The following is a 24,612-nucleotide window of genomic DNA, read 5'->3' on the forward strand; positions in this document are numbered from 1 at the left end:
GTGGGTTTGCCAATTTCGGATATCGGTCGGTCGAAACCGGAGACGAAGCGCAGAGTATAGCATACGGCCCGCCGCCCGAGGCACGGTTCCGACAGGCACCGACGACCCTACCGTGCCGGACGCGACATTCTGCAAGTCGTCGGCGGGACGGTTTTTCCCGCGGGAACGGCGAGCAGCGTGCGAAAGCCGTAGCCGGAACCTTCGTTATCGAGCGCGACGCCCTTCGCTCCCGCCCTGTCCATTTCCATGACGTAAAGGGGCTGGATCACCTGGTGATCGTCCGCGCGCATGGTCATCGCGTGGAAGCCTTCGCCGTCGAACTTCATGCCTTCCAGCGCGCGCGCCACCGTGAACGGCTTAGCGCTGCCCGCATGGGTCATCGCGGACGCAAGCATTTCGACCATCAGCGGCATGCGTGCCACGAGGTAGTCGTCCGCGGCGTTCGGATAGCGGGCGCGGAACGCGCGGTAGTAAGCGTCCGAGGCCGCGCCGCCCACGTTCGGATGCCAGTCGGCCACGGCGATCACGCGCTTCACGCCAGCGTCGCCGAGCGCGGCCGGCGCGCCCAGACTGTTTCCGTAGAACGTGTAGAACTTTGCGTCGAGCCCCTGCTCGCGCGCCGCTTTCACCAGCAGCGTCAGATCGTTGCCCCAGTTGCCGGTGATCACGGCGTCCGCCCCGCTCGAACGGATCTTGGCAATGTAAGGCGCGAAGTCCTTCACGCGGCCGATCGGATGAAACTCGTCGCCAGCGATCGCGATATCCGGCCGCTGCTCCTTGAGCGCGCGCTGCGCCTCACGGCTCACGTCGTGACCAAAGCTGTAATCCTGATTCAGCAGATACACCTTCTTGACAGCGCGATCGTCCTTCAACGCGTCGGCGAGCGCGTCCATGCGCATGCCGGCGTGCGCGTCGAAGCGGAAATGCCAGAAGCTGCACGCGTCGTTGGTGAGCGCGGGATCGTCGGCGGAATAATTGAGGAAGAGCACGCGGCGGTCCGGTTCGCGCGCATTCTGCTTGTCGATCGCCGCGACGAGCGCCGCCGCCACCGCCGAACTGTTGCCCTGCATGACGAAGCCGATCCCGTCGTCGATCGCCGCGCGCAGTTGCACGAGACTCGCCTCGCTGCTGCCCTTGCCGTCGAGCACGACGAGTTGCAGCGGATGCATGCCGTCGGCGAGCTTCACGCCGCCCTGCGCGTTCACGCGCTCGACGCCGAAGCGCAAGTTGCGCTCGACCATCGCGCCGGCGTTCGCGAACGGGCCGGACATGCCTTCGATCAGCCCAAGCTTGATGGGCGGCAAATCGGCCGCATGCGCCGTCAAAGACAACGCGAAGCACGCCGATGCCACAATGCGCCGCCAACGCGTCGCGCTGATTTCTTTCTCCATGCCGTTCCGCCGATCCGCCGAAAGCGCGGATCATAGGCCGCACCGGGCGGGCCGCGCAAGTCCGGCATTGCCGACACATCCGCCCGAATACCGCGGCGTACCGGAGAATCGTTTGCCGCGCGCGCGTGTCAAAATCACGGGAAACATCGAATAAACGCTGCTCGCCGCCGCGAGGAGCAAGCACGTGGAGGCTTCAATGCTGCACAAACTCAACCGCATGCGCGCGTCGCTTGCATGCGCGAGCGTCGCGCTCCTTCTGTCGGCCTGCGCGCAGCCGTGGCAGAACTATCAGACGGGCGCCGATGCATCGACGATCGTCGCCCGCCTCGGTCCGCCGCGCGAAGTCTACGATCTGCCCGACGGCGGCAAGCGCCTGATGTGGCCGACGCAACCGCTCGGCGAATTCACCACCGCCGCCGACATCGACGCATCCGGCAAGATCGTCAACGTCAGACAGGTGCTCGACGAGAACGAGTTCTACAAGGCGCAGATCGGCACGTGGACGAGAAAGGATGTGCTCGTGAACTTCGGCCGGCCCGTGGAGACATCCTATTTTCCGCTCATGAAGCGCGAAGTCTGGACCTATCGGTATATGGAAGCGAACATCTGGTATCTGATGTACAACTTCTATTTTGACGATCAGGGCATTTTGCGCATGACGCAGAAGACGCCCGATCCGCTCCACGATCCCGACCGACGCAATTTGTTCTGAGCGCATCCGCGCCGCGCCAAGCGAAAAGCCCTCTCGCGAGGGCTTTTTCCATTTCAGACCAGACTGCGCCCCGAGAATCAAAGCTGCGGATTGAGCTTCTCGACCTTCGAATGCAGCTTGTTCAACGCGGCGATATAGGCCTTCGCCGACGCCGCGACGATATCCGGATCGGTGCCGACGCCGTTCACGATGCGCCCGCTCTTTGACAGACGCACCGTCACTTCGCCTTGCGCCTGCGTGCCGGTGGTGATCGCGTTCACCGAGTACAGCACGAGTTCCGCGCCGCTGCCGACCTTCGATTCGATCGCGTGCAGCGTCGCATCGACGGGACCGTTGCCGCCCGCCTCGCCCGTGACTTCGCTGCCTTCCACCGCGAAGACGACCTTCGCCTGCGGCTGCTCGCCGGTTTCCGAATGCTGCTTCATCGAGACGAAGCGGAAGTGTTCCTTCGCCTGCGCCTCCGCCGATTCCTCGGAGACGATCTGCATGATGTCTTCGTCGAAGATTTCGGCCTTGCGATCGGCGAGTTCCTTGAAGCGCGCGAATGCGGCGTTCACGTCGGCTTCGGATTCGAGCGTCACGCCGAGCTCTTCCAGACGCTGCTTGAACGCGTTACGGCCCGACAGCTTGCCGAGCACGATCTTGTTCGCGCTCCAGCCCACGTCTTCCGCGCGCATGATTTCGTAAGTGTCGCGCGCCTTCAGCACGCCGTCCTGGTGGATGCCCGACGCGTGCGCGAACGCATTTGCGCCGACGACCGCCTTGTTCGGCTGCACGACGAAACCGGTGATCTGCGAGACGAGCTTGGAGGTGGGAACGATCTGCGTCGTGTCGATGCCGACATCGAGCCCGAAATAGTCCTTGCGCGTCTTCACGGCCATCACGATTTCTTCGAGCGACGTATTGCCTGCACGCTCGCCGAGACCGTTGATCGTGCATTCGACCTGACGCGCGCCGCCGATCTGCACGCCCGCGAGCGAATTCGCGACCGCGAGACCAAGGTCGTCGTGGCAGTGAACCGACCAGATAGCCTTATCGGAATTGGGCACGCGCTCGCGCAACGTCTTGACGAGGTTGCCGTAGTGCTCCGGAATGCCGTAGCCGACCGTATCCGTGATGTTGATCGTGCGTGCGCCTTCGTCGATGACCCCTTCGAGCACGCGGCAGAGGAAGTCGATGTCGGATCGGCTGCCGTCTTCCGGCGAGAACTCGACGTCATCGGTGAACTTGCGCGCGAAGCGCACTGCGAGGCGCGCCTGATCGTAGACCTGCTCCGGCGTCATGCGCAGCTTCTTTTCCATGTGCAGCGCCGACGTGGCGATGAACGTGTGAATGCGGAATTGATTCGCGGGCTTCAACGCATCGGCGGCGCGCTGGATGTCCTTGTCGTTCGCGCGTGCGAGCGAGCAGACGGTGCTGTCCTTCACGAGCGATGCGATGGTGTTGATCGCGTCGAAATCGCCGTTCGAACTGGCCGCGAAACCCGCCTCGATCACATCCACCTTCATGCGCTCCAGTTGCTTCGCGATGCGGATCTTCTCTTCCTTCGTCATCGACGCGCCGGGGGACTGCTCGCCATCGCGCAAGGTCGTGTCGAAAATGATCAACTTGTCTGCTGCCATGCTGGGCTCCTGTGGGGAGATTTATCGATTGTTGGGTGAAAAACGATAAGGCAAAAGGGAATTCGGGTGTTCGCGCCACCGCTGGCGTCGAAAACCTGAAAGACGAGCAGACGGGAGGCGAGACGAATCAGCGCGGTAGGCGCGCTAGCAGCGATAGTGCGTGTAGCGACGCACCAGCCGGGAATAGCGAGAAGGGGAACGGGAAAAAGTTCATTCAAAAACTATAACGGCTTTTAGAGGCGCGTGCAATGAGGCTTTCCGATGGCGCCGATTGACGTTCCACTTGCCGCGCCATTGCGCTGAACCTGGCGGAAAACAAAAAAGCCTGCGTCCCTGAAGGAAGCAGGCTTTTTCATAAGCTTGATGACGATCAGTAACCGCCGATCGACGCGCTCACACGCTGGCGCAGTTCCGAGCCATCGCCGACCGGCGCATTCTCGATCCGGCGCGCGCCCTGAAAGCGCTTCTCCCAATAGCCGTCTTCCATGTCGTCGACACGGATCGTGCTGCCGGTGGACGGCGAATGCACGAACTTGTTGTCGCCGATATAAATGCCGACGTGCGAGAACGAGCGGCGCATCGTGTTGAAAAACACGAGATCGCCCGGCTTGAGATCGGAAACGGTCACCTTTTCTCCGACACGGCTCATTTCCTCCGCGCGGCGCGGCAAGGTCATGCCCAGCGTGTCCTGGAAGACGTAGCGCACGAAGCCGCTGCAGTCGAGGCCGGAATCCGGCGTGTTGCCGCCCCAGCGATAGCGCACGCCGATCATGTTGAGCGCGCCGACGACGACGTCGCCCGCTTTGCTCGCCACGCCAGACAGAAATGACTTTGCACCGCCCGGAGTGCGGGCGGCGTCTGCGCTTGCGTCGCTGGATTTAGTGGACGAAAAAATGCCGTTGTTGGCATTTTGGCTACTACTGCTGACTTCATCGGCGAACGCGCCGGAAGTTGTTGTCATCAGAAGGCCGATTAACATACCCGCGGCGGCGCGCGCGCATGTTTGAGTCAACGTTAGTGGTTGCATCGGTCGGTAGGTTTTACAATTAAAAGCTGCGAAATCAGGGAGATACGAGAAAGTTTGGAGGGATACTAGCCACAAAGTATTTAACTGTCAAAAGAAATAGAAAAATACAATTGAGACGGGCACCCAATTGGTGAAAAAGAAAGATTTTTAGGAATTCAGGGCTGCTCTCAGTAGCTTTCTTGTGTATTCGTCAGAAGGGTTCGCAAAAATCTTCTCTACTTCGCCCGACTCGACGACAAATCCATTCCGCATGACCGCGACGCGATGCGCCATCGCGCCGATCACCTGCAGGTCATGGCTGATGAAAACGTAACCGAGGTTGTGCTTCTTCTGAATGTCGGCCAGGAGCGCAAGTACTTGAGCCTGAATGGAAACATCGAGTGCGCTCGTCGGTTCGTCGAGGATCAGGATGCTCGGTTCGAGCACCAGCGCGCGCGCGATCGCGATGCGCTGCCGCTGCCCGCCGGAAAATTCGTGCGGATAGCGATCGAGCGCCGCACGCTCCATGCCGACTTCGCGCAGCACCGCGATCACCTTCGCGCGCCGCGCGGCGGCATCGAGTTCCGGACGATGCAGCGCGAGCCCTTCCCCGACGATTCTCTCCACCGTCTGCCGCGGCGACAGCGAACTGAACGGGTCCTGAAAGACCACCTGGAGATTCGAGCGCAGCACGGCTTTTTCGCGTCCGCGAAAATCGCCGATTGCGCGCCCCTGAAACTGCACCGTGCCGGTCGAGGTCCGCTGCAGCCCGAGCAGCGCCATCGCGAGCGTGGACTTGCCCGAACCCGATTCGCCGACGATGCCGAGCGTCTCGCCCTGCCGCACCGTCAGCGTGACGTCATCGACGGCCCTGAAGCGGCCGCGCCGGAACCAGCCCGCGAAACCGGTCAGGCGCGTCGGATAATCGACGGACACATCCTTCGCGTCGAGCAGCACCGGCGCGATCGGCAGCACCGGCAGCACGTTGCGCTTTGGTTTGCTCTGCATCAGCCGCTCCGTGTACGGATGCTGCGGCGACGTGAAAATCTCCTCCACGGTGGCGCTTTCGACGAGCACGCCCTTCTCCATCACCGCGACGCGCTGCGCGAAGCGCCGCACGAGGTTCAGGTCGTGCGTGATGAGCAGCACGGCCATGCCGCGTTTCTCGGCTTCGTCGCGCTGAAGCTCCAGCAGCAATTCGACGATCTGCGCGCGGATCGTCACGTCGAGCGCCGTGGTCGGTTCGTCGGCAAGAAGAAGGCGCGGCCGGCATGCGAGCGCCATCGCGATCATCACGCGCTGGCGCTGCCCGCCCGAAAGCTGATGCGGATAGCTGTCCACACGCCTTTCCGGCTCGGTGATGCCGGTGCGCGCGAGCAGCGCAATCGCACGTTGCCGCGCCTCGCGCGGACTCGTGCCGTCGTGTAGCTGGATCGTCTCGCCGATCTGGTCGCCCACCGTGTAGAGCGGATTGAGCGCCGTCATCGGCTCCTGGAAGATCATCGCGATATCGGAGCCGCGCAAACCGCGCATCGCGTGCTCGCTCTTCGACAGCAATTCCTCGCCGGCGAAGCGGATCGAGCCGGCCACCTCGGCGTCGGGCAGCAGGCGCAGGATCGACAGCGCCGTCACGCTCTTGCCCGAGCCCGATTCGCCGACGAGCGCCACACGCTCGCCCGCGCGGATATCGAGATTCGCGCCGTCGACGGCGAGCGTGTCACCGAAGCGCACGCGCAGGTCGCGAATCGAAAGAAGCGGCTCGCTCACTGCCCGCCTCCCGCTTTCACTGCATCGGCGATGCGCGTGTCGAGCGCGTTGCGCAAGGCATCGCCCATGAAGGTCAGCAAGAGCAGCGTGGCGACGAGCACGCCGAAGGTCGAAAGCGAAATCCACCAGGCGTCGAGATTGGCCTTGCCCTGCGCGAGCAGCTCGCCGAGCGAGGGCGTCGGCGACGGCACGCCCAGACCGAGAAAATCGAGGCTCGTCAGCGCGAGAATCGCGCCGCTCATGCGAAACGGCAGGAACGTGATGACAGGCGTGAGGCTATTGGGCAGCACGTGCCGCCAGATGATCTGCCAGTTCGACAGGCCCATTGCGCGCGCCGCGCGCACATAGTCCTGCGTGCGATTGCGCAGAAACTCCGCGCGCACGTAATCCGACAAGCCGATCCATCCGAACAGCGACAGCAGGATGATCAGCAGGATCAGGCTCGGCTCAAAGATCGACGCGAAGATGATGAGCAGATAGAGTTCCGGCAGCGCGCTCCATATCTCGATCAGCCGCTGCCCGGTGATATCGATCCGTCCTCCGAAGTAACCCTGAACCGCGCCCGCGACGACACCGAGGATCGTGCCGATCACCGTCAGCACGAGGGCAAACAGCACCGACACGCGAAAGCCGTACACGAGCCGCGCAAACACGTCGCGGCCGCGGTCGTCGGTGCCGAGCCAGTTTTCGCGCGAAGGCGGCGCCGGGTTCGAGCCTTTCGAGAAATAGTTGAGCGTGTCGTAGTAGTAGTGATTCGGCGGATAGATCGCGAAGTTGCCGGGCGCGCTGAAACGGTCGCGCACGAAGGGATCGAGATAATCGGCGGGCGTCGGGAAATCGCCGCCGAAAGTCGTCTCCGCATAGGTCTTCACGAGCGGAAAGTACATGTGCCCCTGGTACCGGACGACGAGCGGCTTGTCGTTCGACCAGAGCGGGCCCGCGAGGCTGATGACGAACGCCGCGATGAACACGACGAGGCTCCAGTACCCGAGGCGGTTGCGCTTGAAGCGCAGCCAGACGCGCCGCCCCGGCGGCACCGATGCCTCGCCGCGCAACGGTTGCGCGTCGCTGCCGTTGGGCTCGCGCCGTGACGATTCCGATGAAGCGGCTCGATTCAAATCAGCGCTCCAGTTGTTCGAATTGAATGCGCGGATCGACCCAGACGTAACAAAGATCCGAGACGAGCTTCGTTGCGAGGCCGATCAGCGTGAAGAGATAGAGCGTGCCGAGCACGACCGGATAGTCGCGCCGCACGACGGATTCGTACGAAAGCAGGCCCAGCCCGTCGAGCGAGAACAGCGTCTCGATCAGCAGGCTGCCCGTGAAGAACGCGCCGATGAACGCCGCCGGAAAGCCGACGATCAGCGGCAGGAGCGCATTGCGAAACACGTGTTTCCACAGCACGCGGCGCTCGCCCAGGCCTTTCGCGCGCGCGGTCAGCACATACTGCTTGCGAATCTCGTCGAGAAACGCGTTCTTCGTGAGCATCGTGATGATGGCGAAGCTGCCCACCACCGACGCCGTCACCGGCAACGTGATGTGCCACAGATAGTCGAGAATCTTGCCGCCGAGAGAAAGCGCCGCCCAGTTGTCGGACGTGAGATTGCGCAGCGGGAACAGTTGCCAGAACGATCCGCCGCCGAAGAGCACGAGCAGCAGCACGCCCAGCACGAAGCCCGGAATAGCGAAACCGACGAGCACGACGAGACTCGTCGCGACATCGAACTTCGAGCCATTCCTGACGGCCTTCGCGATGCCGAGCGGCACCGATATCAGATACGTGATGAAAAAGGTCCACAAGCCGATGCTGATCGACACCGGCAGCTTCGACACGATCAGCGACCACACGCTCTGATGCCTGAAGTAGCTCTCGCCGAGATCGAAGCGCGCGAACTTGCCGAGCATCAGAACATAGCGTTGCAGCGGCGGCTTGTCGAAGCCATAGAGCTTCTTGAGCTGCTCGACCTGCTGCGCATCGACGCCCGTATGCGTGCGCAGGCCGAAACCGCCGCCACCGCCCTCCGACTGACCGCGCCGCAGATCGTGCACGGCCTGCTCGACGGGACCGCCCGGCACGAACTGGATCACGACGAACGTGAGCGTCAGCACGCCGATGAGCGTCGGGATCATCAGGAGAATGCGTTTAAGGATGTAGCTCCACATGGCGCACCGTTCTTTATTTCGCCGCGGGCGCGGATTTGGCCCACCACGTCGATATGACCCATTCCTCGGCGCCGTAATACAGCGGCAACGTCGACGGAAAGCCAAGCGTATTGCGATACGCCACGCGATGCGTCGCCGAGTACCAGTGCGGCACCACATAGTAGCCGTTCATCAGCACGCGATCGAGCGCGTGCGTCGCGTCGACAAGCTGCTCGCGCGTCTGTGCGGAAATCACTTTCTGCAGGATCGCATCGACGGCCTTCGACTTCACGCCCGCGAGATTGTCCGAGCCCTGCTCGTCGGCGGACTTGCTGCCGAAGCGCGAGACCTGCTCGGTGCCCGGCACCTGCACGTCTGGCATGCGCACGCTCGTCATGTCGAAATCGAAGGCATCGAGCCGCTTCTGGATGAGCGCGTAGTCGACGGTGCGAAAGTTCATCGTGATGCCGAGCTTCTGCAGATTGCGCCCGAACGCGGCCGCGACCGGCTCCATCGATGCGCCGCCGCCCGTGTCGTCGAGAATCTCGAAGACGAAGGGCTCGCCCTTCGCGTTGCGCAGCGCGCCGTCGCGATACGTCCAGCCGGCTTCACGGAGCAATTCGCGCGCCTTGATGAGATTCGCGCGGAGCGAGCCGGGCGGATCGGTGTCCGGCTGACGCGGCATCTCGCCGAACACGGCCGGATCGAGTTGGCTCTTCAGCGGATTCAGGATCGCGAGTTCGCCTTCGCTCGGCGTGGCCCTGGCTTGCAGATCGGTATTGACGAAAAAGCTGTCGATGCGCTTGTACTGATTGAAGAAAAGCTGCCGGTTGAGCCACTCGAAATCGAGCGCGAGATCGAGCGCCTGGCGCACGCGCACGTCCTTGAAGAGTGGCTTGCGCGTGTTGATGAAAAATCCCTGCATGCCCGTGCCGTTGTGCTGCGGGAACTCGCGCTTGATGAGTTCGCCGCTGTCGAAACGCTTGCCGATATCGCGCCGCACCCAGCTTCGCGCGACATATTCGACGAGCACGTCATACTCGCCCGCCTTGAAGGCTTCTAGACGCGCGGTGGGATCGCCGTAGAGCTTGTAGTCGATGTGCGCGAAATTGAACATGCCGACGCGCACCGGGAGCGACGCGCCCCAGTACTCCGGATTGCGCCTGTATGAGATCGTGCGGCCGTTGTCGTAGCGGTCGATCAGATACGGCCCGCTGCCGATCGGCTTCTGAAACGCAATTCGATCGAACGCAATGCGCGTACCGTCCGGCTTCATCCCCCACTTGCGCGAGAACACGGGAATGCCGCCCGCGAGCAGCGGCATTTCGCGCGTCGCGGTCTTGAACTCGAAGCGGATCGTGAGCGGATCGACGACGACCGCGCGCGCGATCTGCCCGAAGTAGACGGAGAACTGCGGCGCGGCCAGCGGACTTTTGAGCGTCTCGAACGAGAATTTGACGTCCTCGGCCGTGACCGGATCGCCGTTCGAGAAGCGCGCTTTCGGATTGATGTGAAAGGTCGTCGACATGCCGTCCGGCGCGACCGAGATATCGTCGGCGAGCAGGCCATACGCGGTCGATACTTCGTCGGAGCTGCCCGTCGTCAGGCTTTCGAACATCAGCGAAAGACCGGGCGCCGGGTTGCCGCGCAACGTGAACGGATTGAACTTGTCGAAGCTCGTCAGCCGGCTCGGATTCGCGAGCACGAGCGTGCCGTCGCGCGGGGCGCCGGGGTTGACGTAATCGAAGTGCTTGAAACCCGCGGGATATTTCGGCTCGCCGTATTGCGCGATCGCGTGAACCGCATGCGCCGGGCTCGCGAACGATGCGATCGATCCGGCCAGTGCAAGCGCGAAGAAACGGGATGAGGCGCGAAATGGGCGGATCGTCGTACGGGTCGTCATGTGCCTCTTGGCGCGATATGAGGGTGTGATGCGTTTGAGTGACCCGGGCAGACGCCCGAAGCGAACGCCGCGAGAATCCTTGGCGGGGCATTGCGATGTGAGAGAATTCTACCCAAAATCACGCACCGTTCGGCCCGGCATCCAGGCGTCCCGATGCAGGCCGATCGCACGACGCACGCTACGCGCGGCATCCGCGGCTTTCGTTCACCCCGGCGCCCGCGCGCGACACTGACATCAAAGAAGGAGCATTCATGGGCTTTCTCGCTGGAAAACGAATTCTGCTGACAGGCCTGCTGTCGAACCGCTCGATCGCTTACGGCATTGCCGCGGCCTGCAAGCGCGAAGGCGCGGAACTGGCGTTCACGTATGTCGGCGAGCGATTCAAGGAGCGCATCACCGAATTCGCGACCGAGTTCGGCAGCGACATGGTCTATCCCTGCGACGTCGCCGACGATGCGCAGATCGAAGGGCTCTTCGCATCGCTTATGGAACGCTGGGACGCGCTCGACGGCCTCGTGCATTCCATCGGCTTCGCGCCGCGCGAGGCGATCGCGGGAGACTTTCTCGACGGCATGACGCGCGAGAACTTCCGCGTTGCCCACGACATCTCCGCATACAGCTTCCCCGCGCTCGCGAAGGCCGCCCTGCCGATGCTGAAGGACGGCTCGTCGCTGCTCACGCTGAGCTATCTCGGCGCCGAGCGCGCGCTGCCGAACTACAACACGATGGGTCTCGCGAAGGCATCGCTCGAGGCGAGCGTGCGTTATATGGCGGCAGCGCCGTCGCTCGGCGGCAAGGGCGTGCGCGTCAACGCCATTTCGGCCGGCCCGATCAAGACGCTCGCGGCGAGCGGCATCAAGGGCTTCGGCAAGATCCTGAACTTCGTCGAAGAGAACGCGCCGCTCAAGCGCAACGTGACGATCGAGCAAGTGGGCAATGTCGCGGCGTTCCTGCTGTCGGATCTGTCGGGCGGCGTGAGCGCGGAAGTCGTTCACGTCGATGCCGGGTTCCATGCGGTCGTCGGCGGAATGGGCGGCGAAGCGGAATAACCGCTTGTTCCCTGCATCAAAAAAAGCGCCGCTCACCTTGCGTGAGCGGCGCTTTTTGCTGGCTGCGGCCGATTCGCGCCCGGCCTTCAGCGATGCCCGTGCGGACCGCCGTGACCGTGACCGTGCCCGTTTCCATGACCGTGTCCCGGCGGCGGACCATGATGCGGCCCGCGCCCATGCCCGTGATAGCGATCCCAGTCGCCGCGGCTCCAGTAGCGCCGGCCGTCCCAATACCGATTGCCGTGCCAGCCGATGAAAACCGGCGGCGCATACATCGGCGCGGGCTGATAGACGACCGGCGGCGGAGGCGGCGCATAGACCGGCGTAGGCGCGACATACACCGGTGCCGGAATGCCGATGTTCACGCCCACGTGCACGTCGGCGCGTGCCGCGCTCGTCGCGCTCACCGCCGCAATCGCCAGCACACCTGCCACGAATCGACCCGAGAATTTCCTGTTCATCTGCAATCCGACCTCGCTTTTATGCTTGTTCGCTTGGCCGAAATATAACGGAAAGCTTTCAACGCAATATTTCAGCTTTGTAAGTTCCTCTGCGCTCCGGCCAAATGTCAGGAGAAAGCTTACCTTTTGTTACATTGCGTCGAGGCGGCATATTGCCTGAGGCTGATGCTTTATCGGCGAAGCTGCCCTGGTCAGGTAGCGCCGCAACAAAAAAGCCACCCGCCAGAACGGGTGGCTTTCGGGGCCGTTTGCCTGCAATGCGCGACGCTCAATGCCAGCCGTTGTGGCGGCCGTTGTCGTGTCCATGACCGTGGCCGTGATCATGACCGTGATCGTAATGACGATAGTAGTCGTCTCGATCCCAATAGCGACGGCCATCCCAGTAACGATCGCCATGCCAGCCGACCACGATTGTGGGCTGCGCATAGACCGGCGGAGGCGGCGCGTACACGACGGGCGGCGGAGGCGGCGCATAGACCGGCGCAGGCGCGACGTACACGGGCGCGGGCACCCCGATGTTGACGCCCACGGATACGCCTGCATTGGCAGCGCCGGACAGCATCAGACCGCCGATCATCACGGCGCCCGCCAGCACGGAAGCCTTCGATACCTTGTTCATGTGATGCCCCACCTCGATGGGTTGTTTGTTGTGTTGACGGGACTATATCGGACGGATGCGGCTTCAAGTGTTCGACTTCGTAACCTGCTATTACCGAAGAAAAACTTACGAAAACGTAAGCTCGCGTCTATAGAAAAGCGGTCTTCGAATCACGAAGGCCGCAGTCCGCGCACGGGCTTTACGTCACTCAGTTCGGCAGCTCCTGCCCTTTGGTCTCCGGCGGCGCCGATGCCTACATCGGCAATCTGAACGCGCCGCGCCAGATCGTCGTATCGGGCAGCGACGCCGCGCTCGCGCAGGTCCGCGAGATCGCACTGTCGCGCGGCGCGCGCAAGGCCGAACGGCTCTGCGTGAGCGTGCCGTCGCATTGCGTGCTGCTCGAAAGCGCCGCCGAACGTCTGATCGAAGCGGCGAGCACGGTGCGCATCGACACGCCGCGCATCGCGTAATGTCGGCAATCGCGGTGCGCGCGTGCTGCGCCGCGCCGACGCCATCCGGGAATACCTCGCCGCCAATCTCCCCTATCCGGTGCGCTGGCACGATTCGACGATTGCGCTCCCCGAGCTCGGCGCGAATGTTTTCGTCGAGATGCCGCCGGGACAGACGCTGACCTCCCTGCTCGCCGACGCCCTGCCCGGCGCGCCCGCCCAGGCCATGGACGCATCGCCGATCGGCTCGATTGCCGCGCGCGTGCGCATCGCACGAAACCGCGCGAACGATTGATTCGCTTCGCATGCGCGACTGATTCGCGCTTGGCGCTGGATTTTCCATCCGTTCTGCCAGCAAAATCGGAATTTTCGTGTTGCTTACAAGTCTCCTGTCATTAGCATTGCGCCGGCGTCCGCGCATCCGCGCGCAACGACAACCACAATGACATTCCAAAGGTAAAACTATGACGATCTTCCGCATCGCGCTGGCGGCATCCGCCGTGTTCACCCTTGCGTCGTGCAGCAGCATGAGCGGCATGGATCCGAACCAATTGTTGCAATCCGGGCAATTGGCGACGCAGGCACTGTCGCTCAGCGATTCCGACGTGCGCACGATCTCCGACAAGTCGTGCGCGCAACTCGACAGCGAGAACAAGGTCGCGCCCGCGTCGAGCCAATACACGCAGCGCCTGAACAAGATCTCGAAGCAACTCGGCGACAACATCAACGGCGTGCCCGTCAACTACAAGGTGTACATCACGAAGGAAGTCAACGCGTGGGCGATGGCCAACGGTTGCGTGCGCGTCTACAGCGGCCTCATGGACCTGATGAACGACGACGAAGTGCGCGGCGTCGTCGGCCACGAAATGGGTCACGTCGCGCTCGGCCACACCAAGAAGGCGATGCAGGTCGCGTATGCGACGTCGGCGGCACGCTCGGTGGCGTCGTCGGCAGGCGGCGTCGTCGGAAACCTGTCGGCGTCGCAGCTCGGCGATCTGTCGGAGAAGTTCGTGAATGCGCAGTTCTCGCAGTCGCAGGAATCCGCCGCCGACGACTACTCGTTCGACATGCAGAAGAAGAAGGGATACAACCCGGCGGGACTCGTGACGGCGTTCCAGAAGCTCGCATCGATCGATGGCGGCAAATCGAGCATGCTCGACTCGCATCCGTCGTCGCCGGCGCGGGCGAAGCATATTCAGGATCGGATCGCGTCGGGAAAGTAACGGGTAGTTGAGCGCAACGCGCGCGGTGACGCGCGTGTCGGCAGGAACCGATCAGAAGAAGTAGTAGTGCACGCCCACGGTCAGGCTATCGTTGCGGCGATGATCGCCCTGGTAGCTCGACGTATCGCCGGTGTATTCGGCGGCCACGCTCCAGTTTTTTTCGAATTTGTATTCGACGCCGCCGCCGTAATGCAGGCGCGTATCGGGCCACGTACCCGTGAAGCCGATGCGTGCGTACGGCAAGATGTTCTCGTTGACCGGCATGCCGAACCTCACGTCGATGCCACCGTCCTTCTTGGTCGTCGAGCCGCCGTGGAAATCCATGAATCCCTCGAAACCAACCACGAAACGGTCGACGTCGTAATTGACGCCAGCCACGAGGCCCGGAAATAACGTCGTATGCGTGGTCTTCGGATTCGGACCCGTGATGTCCGACCAGTTGGCACCGAACTTGGCGCCGACATAAGGACCGGCGAACTGGCTATGTGGGCCCTGTACGCCCATCAGTTTGAGAAGAGTCGGATCGAGCGATTCCGAATGCGCCTGTGCTGCGCAAAGCAGCGACATGAGCGCTGGAGCAATGAGCTTCCTGATAGATACCATGACTGAACTGGCCAACCTTGAAATGGTGTTGCCTGATGCCGACTGCGCATTGGGCAACAACCGTCAATCGGGACAACGAACGCGTACGTTGCGTACGTTGCACTTTGCTTGCCCAAGGACAAGCAACCCGCGAGGTTAGTTACCTACGGTCACCATAGAAAGCGGACATTTCCTAAAGCTAGAGTGTCTCTTGTCGCATGCGATTCGTGCAGGATGACGAAGTAATGGAGAGCCACGAAGGCCGATCGCAGCGCAAAAAGAAAAAGCCCCGCAAGTTTTAAGCTTGCGGGGCCTTTCTACGACAACTGGCGGAGACGGAGGGATTCGAACCCTCGATCCAGTTTTTAGCCAGATGCTCCCTTAGCAGGGGAGTGCCTTCGACCTCTCGGCCACGTCTCCCAAACTTTTCGTTGCACCGGGAGTGCAGTGCAACGAGATCGAGATAATAGCGTGTTCGCAGGCGCGGGTCAAATTCGCATGATTATTTTTTTCAAAACGGTCAATACCGAATCGCCGGGTCCGCAAACCGCAACGGCGTGAATGACTCGAAACGCCTGCGAGCCTTCACACGCGTGTCACACGCAATTACGCACGGTCGAGCTCGAATGCCTTGTGCAGCGCGCGCACGGCGAGTTCGGTGTACTTCTCGTCGATCAGCACCGAAATCTTGATTTCCGAAGTGGAGATCATCTGGATGTTGATGCCCTCTTCCGACAGCGTGCGGAACATCGTGCTCGCGATGCCAACGTGCGAGCGCATGCCGACGCCCACCACCGACACCTTCGACACCTTCGGGTCGCCCAGAACGGTTTCCGCCTGAACGTGGCCCTTCACCTGGTTGTTCAGGATTTCGAGCGCGCGGTGGTAATCGCCGCGGCCAACCGTGAACGTGAAGTCGGTCTTTCCGTTCACGCTCTGGTTCTGAATGATCATGTCGATGTCGATATTCGCATCGGCGACCGGCCCGAGAATCTGATACGCGACGCCCGGCTTGTCGGGCACGCCCATGACCGCGATGCGCGCTTCGTCGCGCTGGAACGCGATGCCAGAAATCACTGCTTTTTCCATGTTCTCGTCTTCTTCAAAAGTAATCAGGGTGCCGGAGTGCATCTCATCGGCGAGCGGCATCAGCGGATCGGTCAGGCTGGAGAGCACGCGCGTCTTCACCTGATACTTGCCGGCGAATTCCACCGAGCGGATCTGCAGCACCTTCGAGCCGAGGCTCGCCATTTCCAGCATTTCCTCGAAGGTCACGCGGTCCAGACGGCGGGCTTCTTCGACGACGCGAGGGTCGGTCGTGTAGACGCCGTCGACGTCGGTGTAGATCAGGCACTCGTCCGCCTTCATGGCCGCCGCGATCGCCACCGCCGACGTGTCCGAGCCGCCGCGGCCGAGCGTCGCGATATGGCCTTCGGGATCGACGCCCTGGAAGCCGGTGATGACCACGACCTTGCCCGCGTCGAGATCCTTCAGCACGCGCTCGCCGTCGATCTCGCTGATGCGCGCCTTCGTGAACGCGCTGTCCGTCTTGATCGGCACTTGCCAGCCGGCGTAGCTCACGGCGTCGAGACCTTCGGCGTGCAGCGCGATGGCGAGAAGCCCCACGCTCACCTGCTCGCCGGTCGAGGCAATCATGTCGAGTTCGCGCGGGTCCGGGTCGGCCTTGATGTCTCTTGCGAGACCGAGCAGGCGATTGGTTTCGCCGGACATCGCCGAGGGCACGACGACCATCTTGTGGCCGGCCTTGTGCCATTTGGCGACGCGCTTGGCGACGTTCTTGATGCGCTCGACCGAGCCCATCGAAGTGCCGCCGTATTTGTGTACGATGAGTGCCATTGTCGTTTTGAACTGGAGGGAAAACCGCGCTTCACGCGCGTTGGCGCGAGAGCGCTTGAGACTCGCGCTCGATTTGCTTCAGGGGATGTCGAAGCCTACGAGCAGCGGGCGCTGCCGCACGCCCGTCGCGCGCTCGCACGAATGTTGTACGCGGCGCACGGATGCGTCGTTGCGGGCGAAATCGAGTCTTTTGAACGGAGATGCCGCGCAAACACGCGCTTGGGCGAAAACGAGTTACCGTACCCGATCGAGGCTGAAATTACAAGATGGAGCGACCGTGGCGGCGATTTTACCGACTTCGGCTCAACGCCTGCCTCAAGCGCCCTACGCCAGCAGTAAATCCGGCCGCCATGAAATGCGGCGCAGCGGGCCGTGCGCCGCACTCGGCGCCGCGTCGCGATTCACGCCCACATGCGGCACGAAGAGCAACGCCTCGCCGACGAAAAGCATCGGCACATCGCGCTTCCACGCCGGCACGCCGCGCTCCTGAAACAGGTTCTTGAGCGTGCGGCTCGGCGCTTCGGACGCCACGCGCATGCGTTCCCCGCCCACCCGCGAGCGCGCGGCGAGCGGCGCGGCGCGCAACACGCCTTCCCCGACGACGTCGTCGCCGGGCGCATCGACAGGTTCGAACACGAACGAGCCGCGCCATTGCGGCAGGCGCCACACCTCCTCGTCCCGCCATTGCAGTTCCACAACGGCTTTGAACGGGGCCGCGCCGTCGTCGAGATCGGGCGCGTCAGCGCTGTCGCCCGGTTCCCAGAACAGCACATTGCGATAGACGCGCAGGCTATGCCCCGCATGATCGACGCGCAGCGCATGGCCATCGCGCGCGGCAGCCGCATCGCGCGACTGGCGCAGCATGTCGGCGATACGCGCCGTCGATGCCGCCACCAGGCCGCGCGAGCGAATCCAGAAACGCATGAGGTTGATCGCGCGATCGTCGTCGAGTGCGAGGAACGCGTCGAGCATGAGCGTGCCCTCTTCGCTCGTGCTTCGCACATGCGCGAGATCGATGCGCGCGAGCTGATCCAGAAGCCGCTGCGCCGACGCCGCATGCGATGCCGTGCGCGCGAGCGCGTCGCGAAAACCGGGGAAATGCACCGCGAGCACGGGGAGCACGTCATGCCGAAGCGCGTTGCGCGAGTAGCGCGTGTCGCCGTTGGATTCGTCGTCGATCCAGCTCAGATCGCGCTCGTGCGCGTATTGCTCGAGTTGCGCGCGCAGCAATCGCAGAAGCGGACGCAGACGCGGCACCGCGCCGTCCGCCCGCTGCGGCGCCATCGCCGCCAGACCCGCGACGCCCGCGCCGCGCAGCAACTGCAGCAGCACGGTTTCGGCCTGATCGTCGGCGTGATGCGCGATCAGGAGCGCGTTCGCGCCGTGCTCGTCGCAGAGGTCGTCGAGCGCGCGGTAACGCGCGTCGCGCGCCGCCGCTTCGAGGCTCTCGCCGCCCGCGCGCGCGACATCGACATGACGCGCGGCGTAACGCACGTCGAGCGACGCCGCGAAGCGCTCGCAATGCGCGGCCCACGCGTTCGCGTTGGGACTTAGGCCATGATGAATATGCAGCGCGACGATGCGCCGCGCGCCGAAGCAGCGCACGGCGGCATCGAGCAGCACGGTGGAGTCAAGCCCGCCGCTCAAGGCGACCGCGAGAAGCGCATCGGAGGAAAGGTCCGCGTCCGAAACCGACGCGCGCACCGCCTCGAAGACGAGGCGGCCGGCTGGGGTTTCGTTATCGGAAGTCACGAGAGTTCGTGAAAGATGAGATGACGAACGATGGCGGGATTACGCGCCCGGCAGCGATTCCTTGTACTTGCCGTACGCCATCAGCTTCTCGAAGCGACGCTCGCGCAAGTCGTTGACGCTCATGCCCTGGAACTGACGCAGCGAATCGGCGAGCGCGCGGCGCAGGAGCGCGGCCATGCCCTTCGCATCGCGGTGCGCGCCGCCGAGCGGCTCGTTCACGATCTTGTCGATCAGACCGAGCGCCTTCAGGCGATGCGCCGTGAGGCCGAGTGCCTCGGCCGCCTCGGGCGCCTTCGCCGCGCTCTTCCACAGAATCGACGCGCAGCCTTCGGGCGAAATCACCGAATAGGTTGAGAACTGCAGCATCATCACGGTATCGGCGACTGCGATCGCGAGCGCGCCGCCCGAGCCGCCTTCGCCGATGATCGTCGTGATGATCGGCGTTTTGAGCTCGGCCATCACATACAGATTGCGTCCGATGGCTTCGGACTGTCCGCGCTCTTCCGCGCCGATGCCCGGATAGGCGCCCGGCGTATCGACGAACGTGAAGATCGGCAGGCTGAACTTCTCGGCCGTGCGCATCAGACGCTCGGCCTTGCGATAACCTTCCGGACGCGGCATGCCGAAGTTGCGCAGCGCGCGTTCCTTCGTATCGCGGCCCTTCTGATGGCCGATCACCATGCACGGCTGACCGTTGAAACGCGCGAAACCGCCGACGATCGCGAGGTCGTCCGCGAAGGCGCGGTCGCCATGCAATTCGTGGAAATCGGTGAAAAGCTCGCTCACATAGTCGAGCGTGTACGGACGCTGCGGGTGACGCGCAATCTGCGAAACTTGCCAGGGCGACAGGTTCGCGTAGAGATCCTTCGTGAGCTGCTGGCTCTTTTTCGACAGCCGCTCGATTTCTTCCGAAATATCGACAGCGGAATCGTCCTGAACGAAGCGGAGTTCTTCGATCTTCGCTTCGAGTTCAGCGATCGGCTGCTCGAAATCCAGAAACGTGGTCTTCATATGTTCGAGTCCTAGAACATCGGGCAGCGCGTATTCTAACCGCGTCCGTCCCTCAAAAATTCGCGCGGGAACTATCGATTATAAATCAACGATAGGTCGCGAAATTCGCGCGCCCCGCGCGTGTGTATTTTAGTGATCCGCCGGAATCGGATTGAGACTGCGCCACATGTACCAGGTCGCGACCGTGCGCCATGGTTCCCAGTTCGCCGCCACTTCGCGCGCCTCGCTGCGCGTCACCGGCTCCCCGCTGAAGTAGTTGACGCTGATTGCCTGAATCAGGCCGAGATCGTCGAGCGGCAAAACGTCCGGGCGCGACAGATTGAAGATGAGGAACATCTCGGCCGTCCATCGGCCGATGCCGCGAATCTGCGTGAGCTCGGCGATCACGGCTTCGTCGTCCATCGATGTCCATGCATCGACATGCAGCGCGCCGGATTCGAAATGCTGCGCGAGATCGAGAATGTATTCGGCCTTGCGTCTGGACAAACCGCACGCCTGCAGCTTCTCGTGGCCGAGACGGATGAAATGCGCGGGATGGACCTCCGGGCATGCGCCTTTCACGCGCTCCCAGATCGCTTGCGCCGCCTTCACTGAAATCTGCTGACCGGCCACCGAGCGCGCGAGCGTCGAGAATGGATCGCCGAGATTGACGAGATGGATCTCGCCGAACTTCGGGATCAGCTTCTTGAGGATGCGGTCGCGCTTCATGAGATCGGCGCACGCACGGTCCCAGTAGTCGGGACGAACGATTTCGCGCGTGAGCCCGCCGATCTGCACCGGCACCGCCGCGTCAGCCGTGACGACGCGCGACTTGCGCACGACTTCGCCCCGCTCCGCGACGAGCGCCTGCGCGCTCGCGCCATCGCCGGCAACCGCGCGGCCGTTGCCCTTCGCGGGCGACGCTTCGGCTTCTTCCGTGCCTGCGTTGGATGGGCGTGCGGCCCCGTTCAGGCGCGCCGCCGTCTCGGGCTTCGCCGCCTTGAGCGCGGCGCTTCTCGCCGGCTTCGCGCCGGCGGGGCCGCGCTTGAGCGCCGTCTTGCGGCCGCCCGTCGCACCTGCGCCATCAATCTGCTGCGTGTCCGCTTTCGTTTGCGCGCCGCGCGTGCGCTTTGCCGCGCCCGACGCATCGCTGACAGACGCGGGTCGTTTGACCGGCGTCTTCCTGGCCGTTGCCATCTTGCCTCCTGCCTGGTGAGTCGATCAGAGGGTTCGAATGGTCGCGCTCACACGCGGCGCCATTCGGTCGACCCACCCGGTTTGTCTTCAAGCGCAATACCGGCTTCGAGCAATTCGGCACGAATCCGGTCTGCTTCGGCGTAGTTCTTCGCCTGCTTCGCGGCAATGCGTCCGGCGATCTTCGCTTCGATCTCCTGCGGCGAAAGTCGCGGCTCCGAACCCGTGCCGCTCGCCTGCTGCAGGAACACACGCGGCTCGCGCCCGAGTAGACCGAGCACGCCCGCGAGACCCTTGAGCTGACGAGCGAGCGCGGGCTCGCGCGTACGATTCACTTCGCTCGCGAGATCGAACAACACTGATACGGCCACCGGCGTGTTGAAGTCGTCGTTCATCGCAGACTGGAAACGCTGCGCGTTCGCCTCGTTCCAGTCAAGTTGCTGATTGTCCGGCTCGACATCCTTCAACGCCGTATATAGGCGCGTCAACGCGTTCTTCGCATCGTCGATATGCACGTCGCTGTAATTCAGCGGCGACCGGTAGTGTGCCCGCGCAATAAAGAAGCGCACCACTTCGGCATCAAATTTTTCAAGGACTTCGCGGATCGTGAAGAAGTTGCCGAGCGACTTCGACATCTTCTCGTTGTCGATCTGCACGTAGCCGTTGTGCATCCAGTAGTTCACGAACGTCTTGCCGGTCGCGCCTTCGCTCTGCGCGATTTCGTTCTCGTGATGCGGGAACTGCAGGTCCTGCCCGCCGCCGTGAATGTCGAAGTGATCGCCGAGCAGCGTGCAGCCCATCGCGGAACATTCGATGTGCCAGCCCGGACGCCCGCGGCCCCACTTCGAATCCCAGCCGGAGTCGGCGGGCTCGCCGGCCTTCGCCTGCTTCCACAGCACGAAGTCGAGCGGATCTTCCTTCGCATCGTTCGCGGCGACGCGCTCGCCCGCGCGCAGGTCTTCGATCGACTTGCCCGACAGCTTGCCGTAGTCGGCGAACTTGCGCACCGCGTAGTTCACGTCGCCGTCCTTCGCCTGATACGCGTAGCCGTTCGCCTCCAATGCATCGATCATGCCGAGCATCTGCGGGATGAAGTCGGTCGCGCGCGGCTCGATGTCCGGGCGCGCGACGCCGAGCGCGGCCGCGTCTTCATGCATCGCCGTGATGAAGCGATGCGTGAGCGACTTGATCGGCTCGTTGTTCTCGACTGCGCGGCGGATGATCTTGTCGTCGATGTCCGTGATGTTCTGCACATACGTGACCTTGTAGCCGAGCGTGCGCAGCCATCGTTGCACGATATCGAAGACCACCATCACGCGCGCATGGCCGATGTGACAATAGTCATACACCGTCATTCCGCAGACATACATGCGTACCTCGCCGGCTTTGAGCGGCGTGAAGGGTTGCTTGTCACGGGCGAGCGTGTTGTAGATGCGCAGCGAGTTCATAGAAGGCGAAGCATGGACCGGAGTCGACCGTATGCCGGGCAGCAGGCGGCGTGTTCGAAGCGCGCGGGAGCAAACGAGACCCACACGCGAGCACGAACACGACGGTCATGCGACCAGGACGGAGGCGGCCACGAGTGGCGAAAGATAGTCTGGCGTCGGCGCGGCATGCGTGCCCGGAGAACCAGGCGCAAGACACGTGCGCGGGACGTGCAGACCTTTTGTTAGAATGGGTCGGAGTATAACACCGGGACTTGAGCCTATGAAATGTCGAAGCGGCCGCGCGGCGGGCTTTGCAAGCCGCGCTCCGGGCCAGGCCGAAAGCCTTGCCGGACAGTGCGCCGCATCGGGCAAATCTGCTCGCTCTCCGGTCCTCGCGATCGTTCACGCCCTCACGCGCTCGCGGTCTCTTTCGCCGCTTTCGTGGCTTCTTTCGCTGCAACCTTCATTGACTCGATTCCAAGTGACTCATCGCAAAGCGCGCACGTCTCTGCAACTCTCTTGCCGGTTCGCTTCCCGGACGCTCGGCACATTCGCCGCCCGGACGCTCGCCATCGCGACGCTCGGCTTCGCCGCATGCGTCGGCATGTCCGGGGCCGCGCTCGCGCAGACCTCGACCGCCACGCGCGACGACACGCCGCAAGTCGATTCGGCCATCGCGAACAAGGACTGGAGCGCCGCACTCACGCAACTCGATGCGCGCATCGCGGCCAATCCGCGCGACGTGCAGGCGAAGTTCAAGCGCGCAACCGTGCTCGCGCGCCTGAACCGCGACGACGAAGCCATCACCGCCTTCACCGAGCTCACGCAGGCCTATCCAGAACTGCCCGAGCCATACAACAATCTCGCCGCTCTCTACGCGAAGAAGGGCCGCTACGAAGACGCGCGCGCCGCGCTCGAAACGGCGGTCAAGGCGAACCCCGGCTATGCGCTCGCATACGACAATCTGGGCGATCTTTATCTTCGTCTCGCGAGCGAGTCGTACAAGCGCGCGCAATCGCTCGGCTCGAAGAGCCCGATCACGAGCCAGCGCATCACGGCGATCCAGAACATCTACACGCCTCCGAAGAAGCGCGCGGGCGCGGCGGAAGGCGCATCCGGCGCGGGTGCGGCAATCGCGCCGCGCACGGCCGCCGACGAATGGGCGCCTGCGTCCGACACCGGCTCGCCGGCCATGCCAGCGCCCGACGAGTATTCGCCGTTCGGCGGGCCGACCGGCCCGCTGCCGACCACGCCCTACGTCGCGCCGAAGGCGCAACCGTAAGCGCCCTTCGCGCTCGACTGTCTGCATTCACCACACGAGGATCCATCCTTCATGAAATTCCTGATGTTGGCGCTTTCGAGCGCTGCCCTGATTGCGAGCGCGCCGGCGTTCGCCCAGCCGACTGCGCAGGCTGCGCACCCCACCGTGCTCTTCAAGACCACGCAAGGCGACATCAAGGTCGAGCTGTATCCCGAGAAGGCGCCGAAGACAGTCGCGAACTTTCTCGACTATGTGAAGTCCGGTCAGTACAGCGGCACGATCTTTCACCGCGTGATTCCGGGCTTCATGATCCAGGGCGGCGGATTCAGCACGAGCTTCGCCGAGAAGCCGACGCGCGCGCCGATTCCGCTCGAAAGCAAGAACGGTCTGAAGAACGCCACGGGCACGATCGCGATGGCGCGCACGAGCGACCCGAACTCGGCCACCGCCCAGTTCTTCATCAATACGGTCGATAATGCGGGTCTCGACTATCCGAGCCCTGACGGCAACGGCTATGCCGTGTTCGGCAAGGTCGTCGCGGGCATGGACGTCGTGAAGAAGATCGAGGGCAGCCCGACCACCACGCGCGGCCCGATGCAGGACGTGCCGCAAAAGCCGACCGTGATCGAGTCGGCCACCGTGGTCTCGCAGTAATCCGAAGCGCATGTCGCTGACCTCGCGCGCAGGCCGCGTCGGGGCTCAATCAAACACATTGGAGAAAACACCATCATGGTCGAACTACATACGAACCACGGCGTCATCAAGCTGGAACTGGACGCCGAGAAGGCGCCGAAGACCGTCGAGAACTTCCTCAACTACGTGAAGAAGGGTCATTACGACAACACCGTGTTCCACCGCGTGATCGACGGCTTCATGATCCAGGGCGGCGGCTTCGAGCCGGGCATGAACCAGAAGCCGACCGATGCGCCGGTCAACAACGAAGCCAACAACGGTCTCAAGAACGACACCGGCACGATCGCGATGGCGCGCACGAACGATCCGCATTCGGCAACCGCGCAGTTCTTCATCAACGTGAAGGACAACGACTTCCTGAACCACTCGTCGCCGACGCCGCAAGGCTGGGGCTATACCGTGTTCGGCCGTGTCGTCGAAGGCATGGACGTGGTCGAGAAGATCAAAAAGGTCAAGACGGGTTCGAAGGGCTTCCACCAGGACGTGCCGGTCGACGACGTGGTGATCGAGAAGGCCGTCGTGGTCTGATCCCG

At 63.0% G+C, this 24,612-nt stretch carries 23 protein-coding genes and 1 tRNA gene; 8 read left to right on the forward strand and 16 right to left on the reverse strand.

The window, feature by feature from the left end; translation table 11 throughout:
- Positions 1 to 107 precede the first annotated feature (107 nt).
- Positions 108 to 1,391: a branched-chain amino acid ABC transporter substrate-binding protein gene (locus NCS58_RS09285; protein ID WP_250538288.1), complete on the reverse strand. Its 1,284-nt coding sequence runs from the start codon at positions 1,389 to 1,391 to the stop codon at positions 108 to 110.
- A 196-nt stretch (positions 1,392 to 1,587) separates the two neighbouring features.
- On the opposite strand from NCS58_RS09285, the gene NCS58_RS09290 reads away from it, so the two are divergent.
- Entirely contained in the window at positions 1,588 to 2,103 is a 516-nt protein-coding gene (locus tag NCS58_RS09290) for a hypothetical protein (protein ID WP_061119727.1), read from the forward strand.
- 77 nt (positions 2,104 to 2,180) lie between these two features.
- Here the strand turns inward: NCS58_RS09290 and NCS58_RS09295 are convergent, their stop codons facing one another.
- The 6 genes from NCS58_RS09295 to NCS58_RS09320 form a co-directional block, all read right to left on the reverse strand.
- Complete coding sequence (locus NCS58_RS09295; protein ID WP_061119626.1) at positions 2,181 to 3,725, reverse strand: 2-isopropylmalate synthase; 1,545 nt, start codon at positions 3,723 to 3,725, stop codon at positions 2,181 to 2,183.
- Between the two features lie 370 nt (positions 3,726 to 4,095).
- Positions 4,096 to 4,752, reverse strand: coding sequence for a C40 family peptidase (locus tag NCS58_RS09300; RefSeq protein ID WP_250538394.1), 657 nt, complete (start codon positions 4,750 to 4,752; stop codon positions 4,096 to 4,098).
- 147 nt (positions 4,753 to 4,899) lie between these two features.
- On the reverse strand, positions 4,900 to 6,498 hold the full coding sequence (locus NCS58_RS09305) for an ABC transporter ATP-binding protein (RefSeq protein WP_250538289.1): 1,599 nt from the start codon (positions 6,496 to 6,498) through the stop codon (positions 4,900 to 4,902).
- Positions 6,495 to 7,616 (reverse strand): ABC transporter permease, encoded by a 1,122-nt coding sequence (locus tag NCS58_RS09310; RefSeq protein WP_061119629.1) that lies wholly within the window; start codon positions 7,614 to 7,616, stop codon positions 6,495 to 6,497. Before NCS58_RS09310 ends, NCS58_RS09305 begins: the two co-directional genes overlap by 4 nt.
- A gap of 1 nt (position 7,617) precedes the next feature.
- A complete protein-coding gene (locus NCS58_RS09315) occupies positions 7,618 to 8,661 on the reverse strand; it encodes a microcin C ABC transporter permease YejB (RefSeq protein ID WP_061119630.1) in 1,044 nt (347 codons plus the stop codon).
- Between the two features lie 13 nt (positions 8,662 to 8,674).
- Positions 8,675 to 10,543 carry an extracellular solute-binding protein gene (locus NCS58_RS09320; protein ID WP_061119631.1) on the reverse strand — a complete coding sequence of 623 codons (1,869 nt, stop codon included), beginning with the start codon at positions 10,541 to 10,543 and terminating at the stop codon, positions 8,675 to 8,677.
- Between the two features lie 251 nt (positions 10,544 to 10,794).
- Between NCS58_RS09320 and fabI the strand changes: the two genes are divergently transcribed.
- Positions 10,795 to 11,592, forward strand: a complete 798-nt coding sequence (gene fabI / locus NCS58_RS09325; protein WP_250490097.1) for an enoyl-ACP reductase FabI — start codon at positions 10,795 to 10,797, stop codon at positions 11,590 to 11,592.
- Between the two features lie 86 nt (positions 11,593 to 11,678).
- On the opposite strand, the gene NCS58_RS09330 is transcribed toward fabI, so the two are convergent.
- Both NCS58_RS09330 and NCS58_RS09335 read right to left on the reverse strand, forming a co-directional pair.
- Positions 11,679 to 12,053 carry a hypothetical protein gene (locus NCS58_RS09330; RefSeq protein WP_250490098.1) on the reverse strand — a complete coding sequence of 125 codons (375 nt, stop codon included), beginning with the start codon at positions 12,051 to 12,053 and terminating at the stop codon, positions 11,679 to 11,681.
- Between the two features lie 268 nt (positions 12,054 to 12,321).
- Positions 12,322 to 12,672 (reverse strand): hypothetical protein, encoded by a 351-nt coding sequence (locus NCS58_RS09335; RefSeq protein ID WP_061119633.1) that lies wholly within the window; start codon positions 12,670 to 12,672, stop codon positions 12,322 to 12,324.
- Positions 12,673 to 12,881: 209 nt separating this feature from the next.
- On the opposite strand from NCS58_RS09335, the gene NCS58_RS09340 reads away from it, so the two are divergent.
- From NCS58_RS09340 to NCS58_RS09350, 3 genes are all read left to right on the forward strand, one after another.
- Positions 12,882 to 13,121, forward strand: a complete 240-nt coding sequence (locus NCS58_RS09340) for a hypothetical protein (RefSeq protein ID WP_250538290.1) — start codon at positions 12,882 to 12,884, stop codon at positions 13,119 to 13,121.
- 22 nt (positions 13,122 to 13,143) lie between these two features.
- Entirely contained in the window at positions 13,144 to 13,395 is a 252-nt protein-coding gene (locus NCS58_RS09345; RefSeq protein ID WP_250538291.1) for a hypothetical protein, read from the forward strand.
- 169 nt (positions 13,396 to 13,564) lie between these two features.
- The gene (locus NCS58_RS09350; RefSeq protein ID WP_284502190.1) at positions 13,565 to 14,323 is read left to right on the forward strand and encodes a M48 family metallopeptidase; all 759 of its coding nucleotides are present in this window, start codon (positions 13,565 to 13,567) and stop codon (positions 14,321 to 14,323) included.
- A gap of 51 nt (positions 14,324 to 14,374) precedes the next feature.
- Here NCS58_RS09350 and NCS58_RS09355 read toward each other — a convergent pair whose 3' ends face one another.
- The 7 genes from NCS58_RS09355 to cysS all read right to left on the reverse strand — a co-directional run bounded on the left by NCS58_RS09355 (position 14,375) and on the right by cysS (position 22,146).
- Positions 14,375 to 14,890: an outer membrane protein gene (locus NCS58_RS09355; RefSeq protein WP_250538292.1), complete on the reverse strand. Its 516-nt coding sequence runs from the start codon at positions 14,888 to 14,890 to the stop codon at positions 14,375 to 14,377.
- Positions 14,891 to 15,232: 342 nt separating this feature from the next.
- Positions 15,233 to 15,325: transfer RNA gene (locus NCS58_RS09360), tRNA-Ser, on the reverse strand.
- 186 nt (positions 15,326 to 15,511) lie between these two features.
- Positions 15,512 to 16,762: an aspartate kinase gene (locus NCS58_RS09365; protein ID WP_061119636.1), complete on the reverse strand. Its 1,251-nt coding sequence runs from the start codon at positions 16,760 to 16,762 to the stop codon at positions 15,512 to 15,514.
- A gap of 324 nt (positions 16,763 to 17,086) precedes the next feature.
- A complete protein-coding gene (tilS, locus tag NCS58_RS09370; protein WP_250538293.1) occupies positions 17,087 to 18,514 on the reverse strand; it encodes a tRNA lysidine(34) synthetase TilS in 1,428 nt (475 codons plus the stop codon).
- Between the two features lie 39 nt (positions 18,515 to 18,553).
- The gene (locus NCS58_RS09375; RefSeq protein ID WP_061119638.1) at positions 18,554 to 19,525 is read right to left on the reverse strand and encodes an acetyl-CoA carboxylase carboxyltransferase subunit alpha; all 972 of its coding nucleotides are present in this window, start codon (positions 19,523 to 19,525) and stop codon (positions 18,554 to 18,556) included.
- A 129-nt stretch (positions 19,526 to 19,654) separates the two neighbouring features.
- On the reverse strand, positions 19,655 to 20,701 hold the full coding sequence (locus NCS58_RS09380) for an endonuclease III domain-containing protein (protein ID WP_061119639.1): 1,047 nt from the start codon (positions 20,699 to 20,701) through the stop codon (positions 19,655 to 19,657).
- 47 nt (positions 20,702 to 20,748) lie between these two features.
- Positions 20,749 to 22,146: a cysteine--tRNA ligase gene (gene cysS / locus NCS58_RS09385; RefSeq protein WP_250538294.1), complete on the reverse strand. Its 1,398-nt coding sequence runs from the start codon at positions 22,144 to 22,146 to the stop codon at positions 20,749 to 20,751.
- A 460-nt stretch (positions 22,147 to 22,606) separates the two neighbouring features.
- Here cysS and NCS58_RS09390 point away from each other — a divergent pair, with 460 nt between their 5' ends.
- The 3 genes from NCS58_RS09390 (at position 22,607) to NCS58_RS09400 (ending at position 24,607) form a co-directional block, all read left to right on the forward strand.
- Positions 22,607 to 23,407, forward strand: a complete 801-nt coding sequence (locus NCS58_RS09390) for a tetratricopeptide repeat protein (protein WP_086961305.1) — start codon at positions 22,607 to 22,609, stop codon at positions 23,405 to 23,407.
- A gap of 51 nt (positions 23,408 to 23,458) precedes the next feature.
- On the forward strand, positions 23,459 to 24,040 hold the full coding sequence (locus tag NCS58_RS09395; protein ID WP_061119641.1) for a peptidylprolyl isomerase: 582 nt from the start codon (positions 23,459 to 23,461) through the stop codon (positions 24,038 to 24,040).
- A 75-nt stretch (positions 24,041 to 24,115) separates the two neighbouring features.
- Positions 24,116 to 24,607: a peptidylprolyl isomerase gene (locus NCS58_RS09400; protein ID WP_061119642.1), complete on the forward strand. Its 492-nt coding sequence runs from the start codon at positions 24,116 to 24,118 to the stop codon at positions 24,605 to 24,607.
- Positions 24,608 to 24,612: the final 5 nt, after the last annotated feature.

The sequence above is a fragment of the Caballeronia sp. INML3B genome (assembly GCF_023631305.1).
Lineage (GTDB): Bacteria > Pseudomonadota > Gammaproteobacteria > Burkholderiales > Burkholderiaceae > Caballeronia > Caballeronia turbans.

Coding starts and splice junctions, on each gene's coding strand:
- NCS58_RS09285 (WP_250538288.1), bottom strand. CDS start 1,391: ATGGAGAAAGAAATCAGCGCGACGCGTTGGCGGCGCATTGTGGCATCG.
- NCS58_RS09290 (WP_061119727.1), top strand. CDS start 1,588: ATGCTGCACAAACTCAACCGCATGCGCGCGTCGCTTGCATGCGCGAGC.
- NCS58_RS09295 (WP_061119626.1), bottom strand. CDS start 3,725: ATGGCAGCAGACAAGTTGATCATTTTCGACACGACCTTGCGCGATGGC.
- NCS58_RS09300 (WP_250538394.1), bottom strand. CDS start 4,752: ATGCAACCACTAACGTTGACTCAAACATGCGCGCGCGCCGCCGCGGGT.
- NCS58_RS09315 (WP_061119630.1), bottom strand. CDS start 8,661: ATGTGGAGCTACATCCTTAAACGCATTCTCCTGATGATCCCGACGCTC.
- NCS58_RS09320 (WP_061119631.1), bottom strand. CDS start 10,543: ATGACGACCCGTACGACGATCCGCCCATTTCGCGCCTCATCCCGTTTC.
- fabI (WP_250490097.1), top strand. CDS start 10,795: ATGGGCTTTCTCGCTGGAAAACGAATTCTGCTGACAGGCCTGCTGTCG.
- NCS58_RS09330 (WP_250490098.1), bottom strand. CDS start 12,053: ATGAACAGGAAATTCTCGGGTCGATTCGTGGCAGGTGTGCTGGCGATT.
- NCS58_RS09335 (WP_061119633.1), bottom strand. CDS start 12,672: ATGAACAAGGTATCGAAGGCTTCCGTGCTGGCGGGCGCCGTGATGATC.
- NCS58_RS09350 (WP_284502190.1), top strand. CDS start 13,565: ATGACGATCTTCCGCATCGCGCTGGCGGCATCCGCCGTGTTCACCCTT.
- NCS58_RS09355 (WP_250538292.1), bottom strand. CDS start 14,890: ATGTCGCTGCTTTGCGCAGCACAGGCGCATTCGGAATCGCTCGATCCG.
- NCS58_RS09365 (WP_061119636.1), bottom strand. CDS start 16,762: ATGGCACTCATCGTACACAAATACGGCGGCACTTCGATGGGCTCGGTC.
- NCS58_RS09375 (WP_061119638.1), bottom strand. CDS start 19,525: ATGAAGACCACGTTTCTGGATTTCGAGCAGCCGATCGCTGAACTCGAA.
- NCS58_RS09380 (WP_061119639.1), bottom strand. CDS start 20,701: ATGGCAACGGCCAGGAAGACGCCGGTCAAACGACCCGCGTCTGTCAGC.
- cysS (WP_250538294.1), bottom strand. CDS start 22,146: ATGAACTCGCTGCGCATCTACAACACGCTCGCCCGTGACAAGCAACCC.
- NCS58_RS09395 (WP_061119641.1), top strand. CDS start 23,459: ATGAAATTCCTGATGTTGGCGCTTTCGAGCGCTGCCCTGATTGCGAGC.
- NCS58_RS09400 (WP_061119642.1), top strand. CDS start 24,116: ATGGTCGAACTACATACGAACCACGGCGTCATCAAGCTGGAACTGGAC.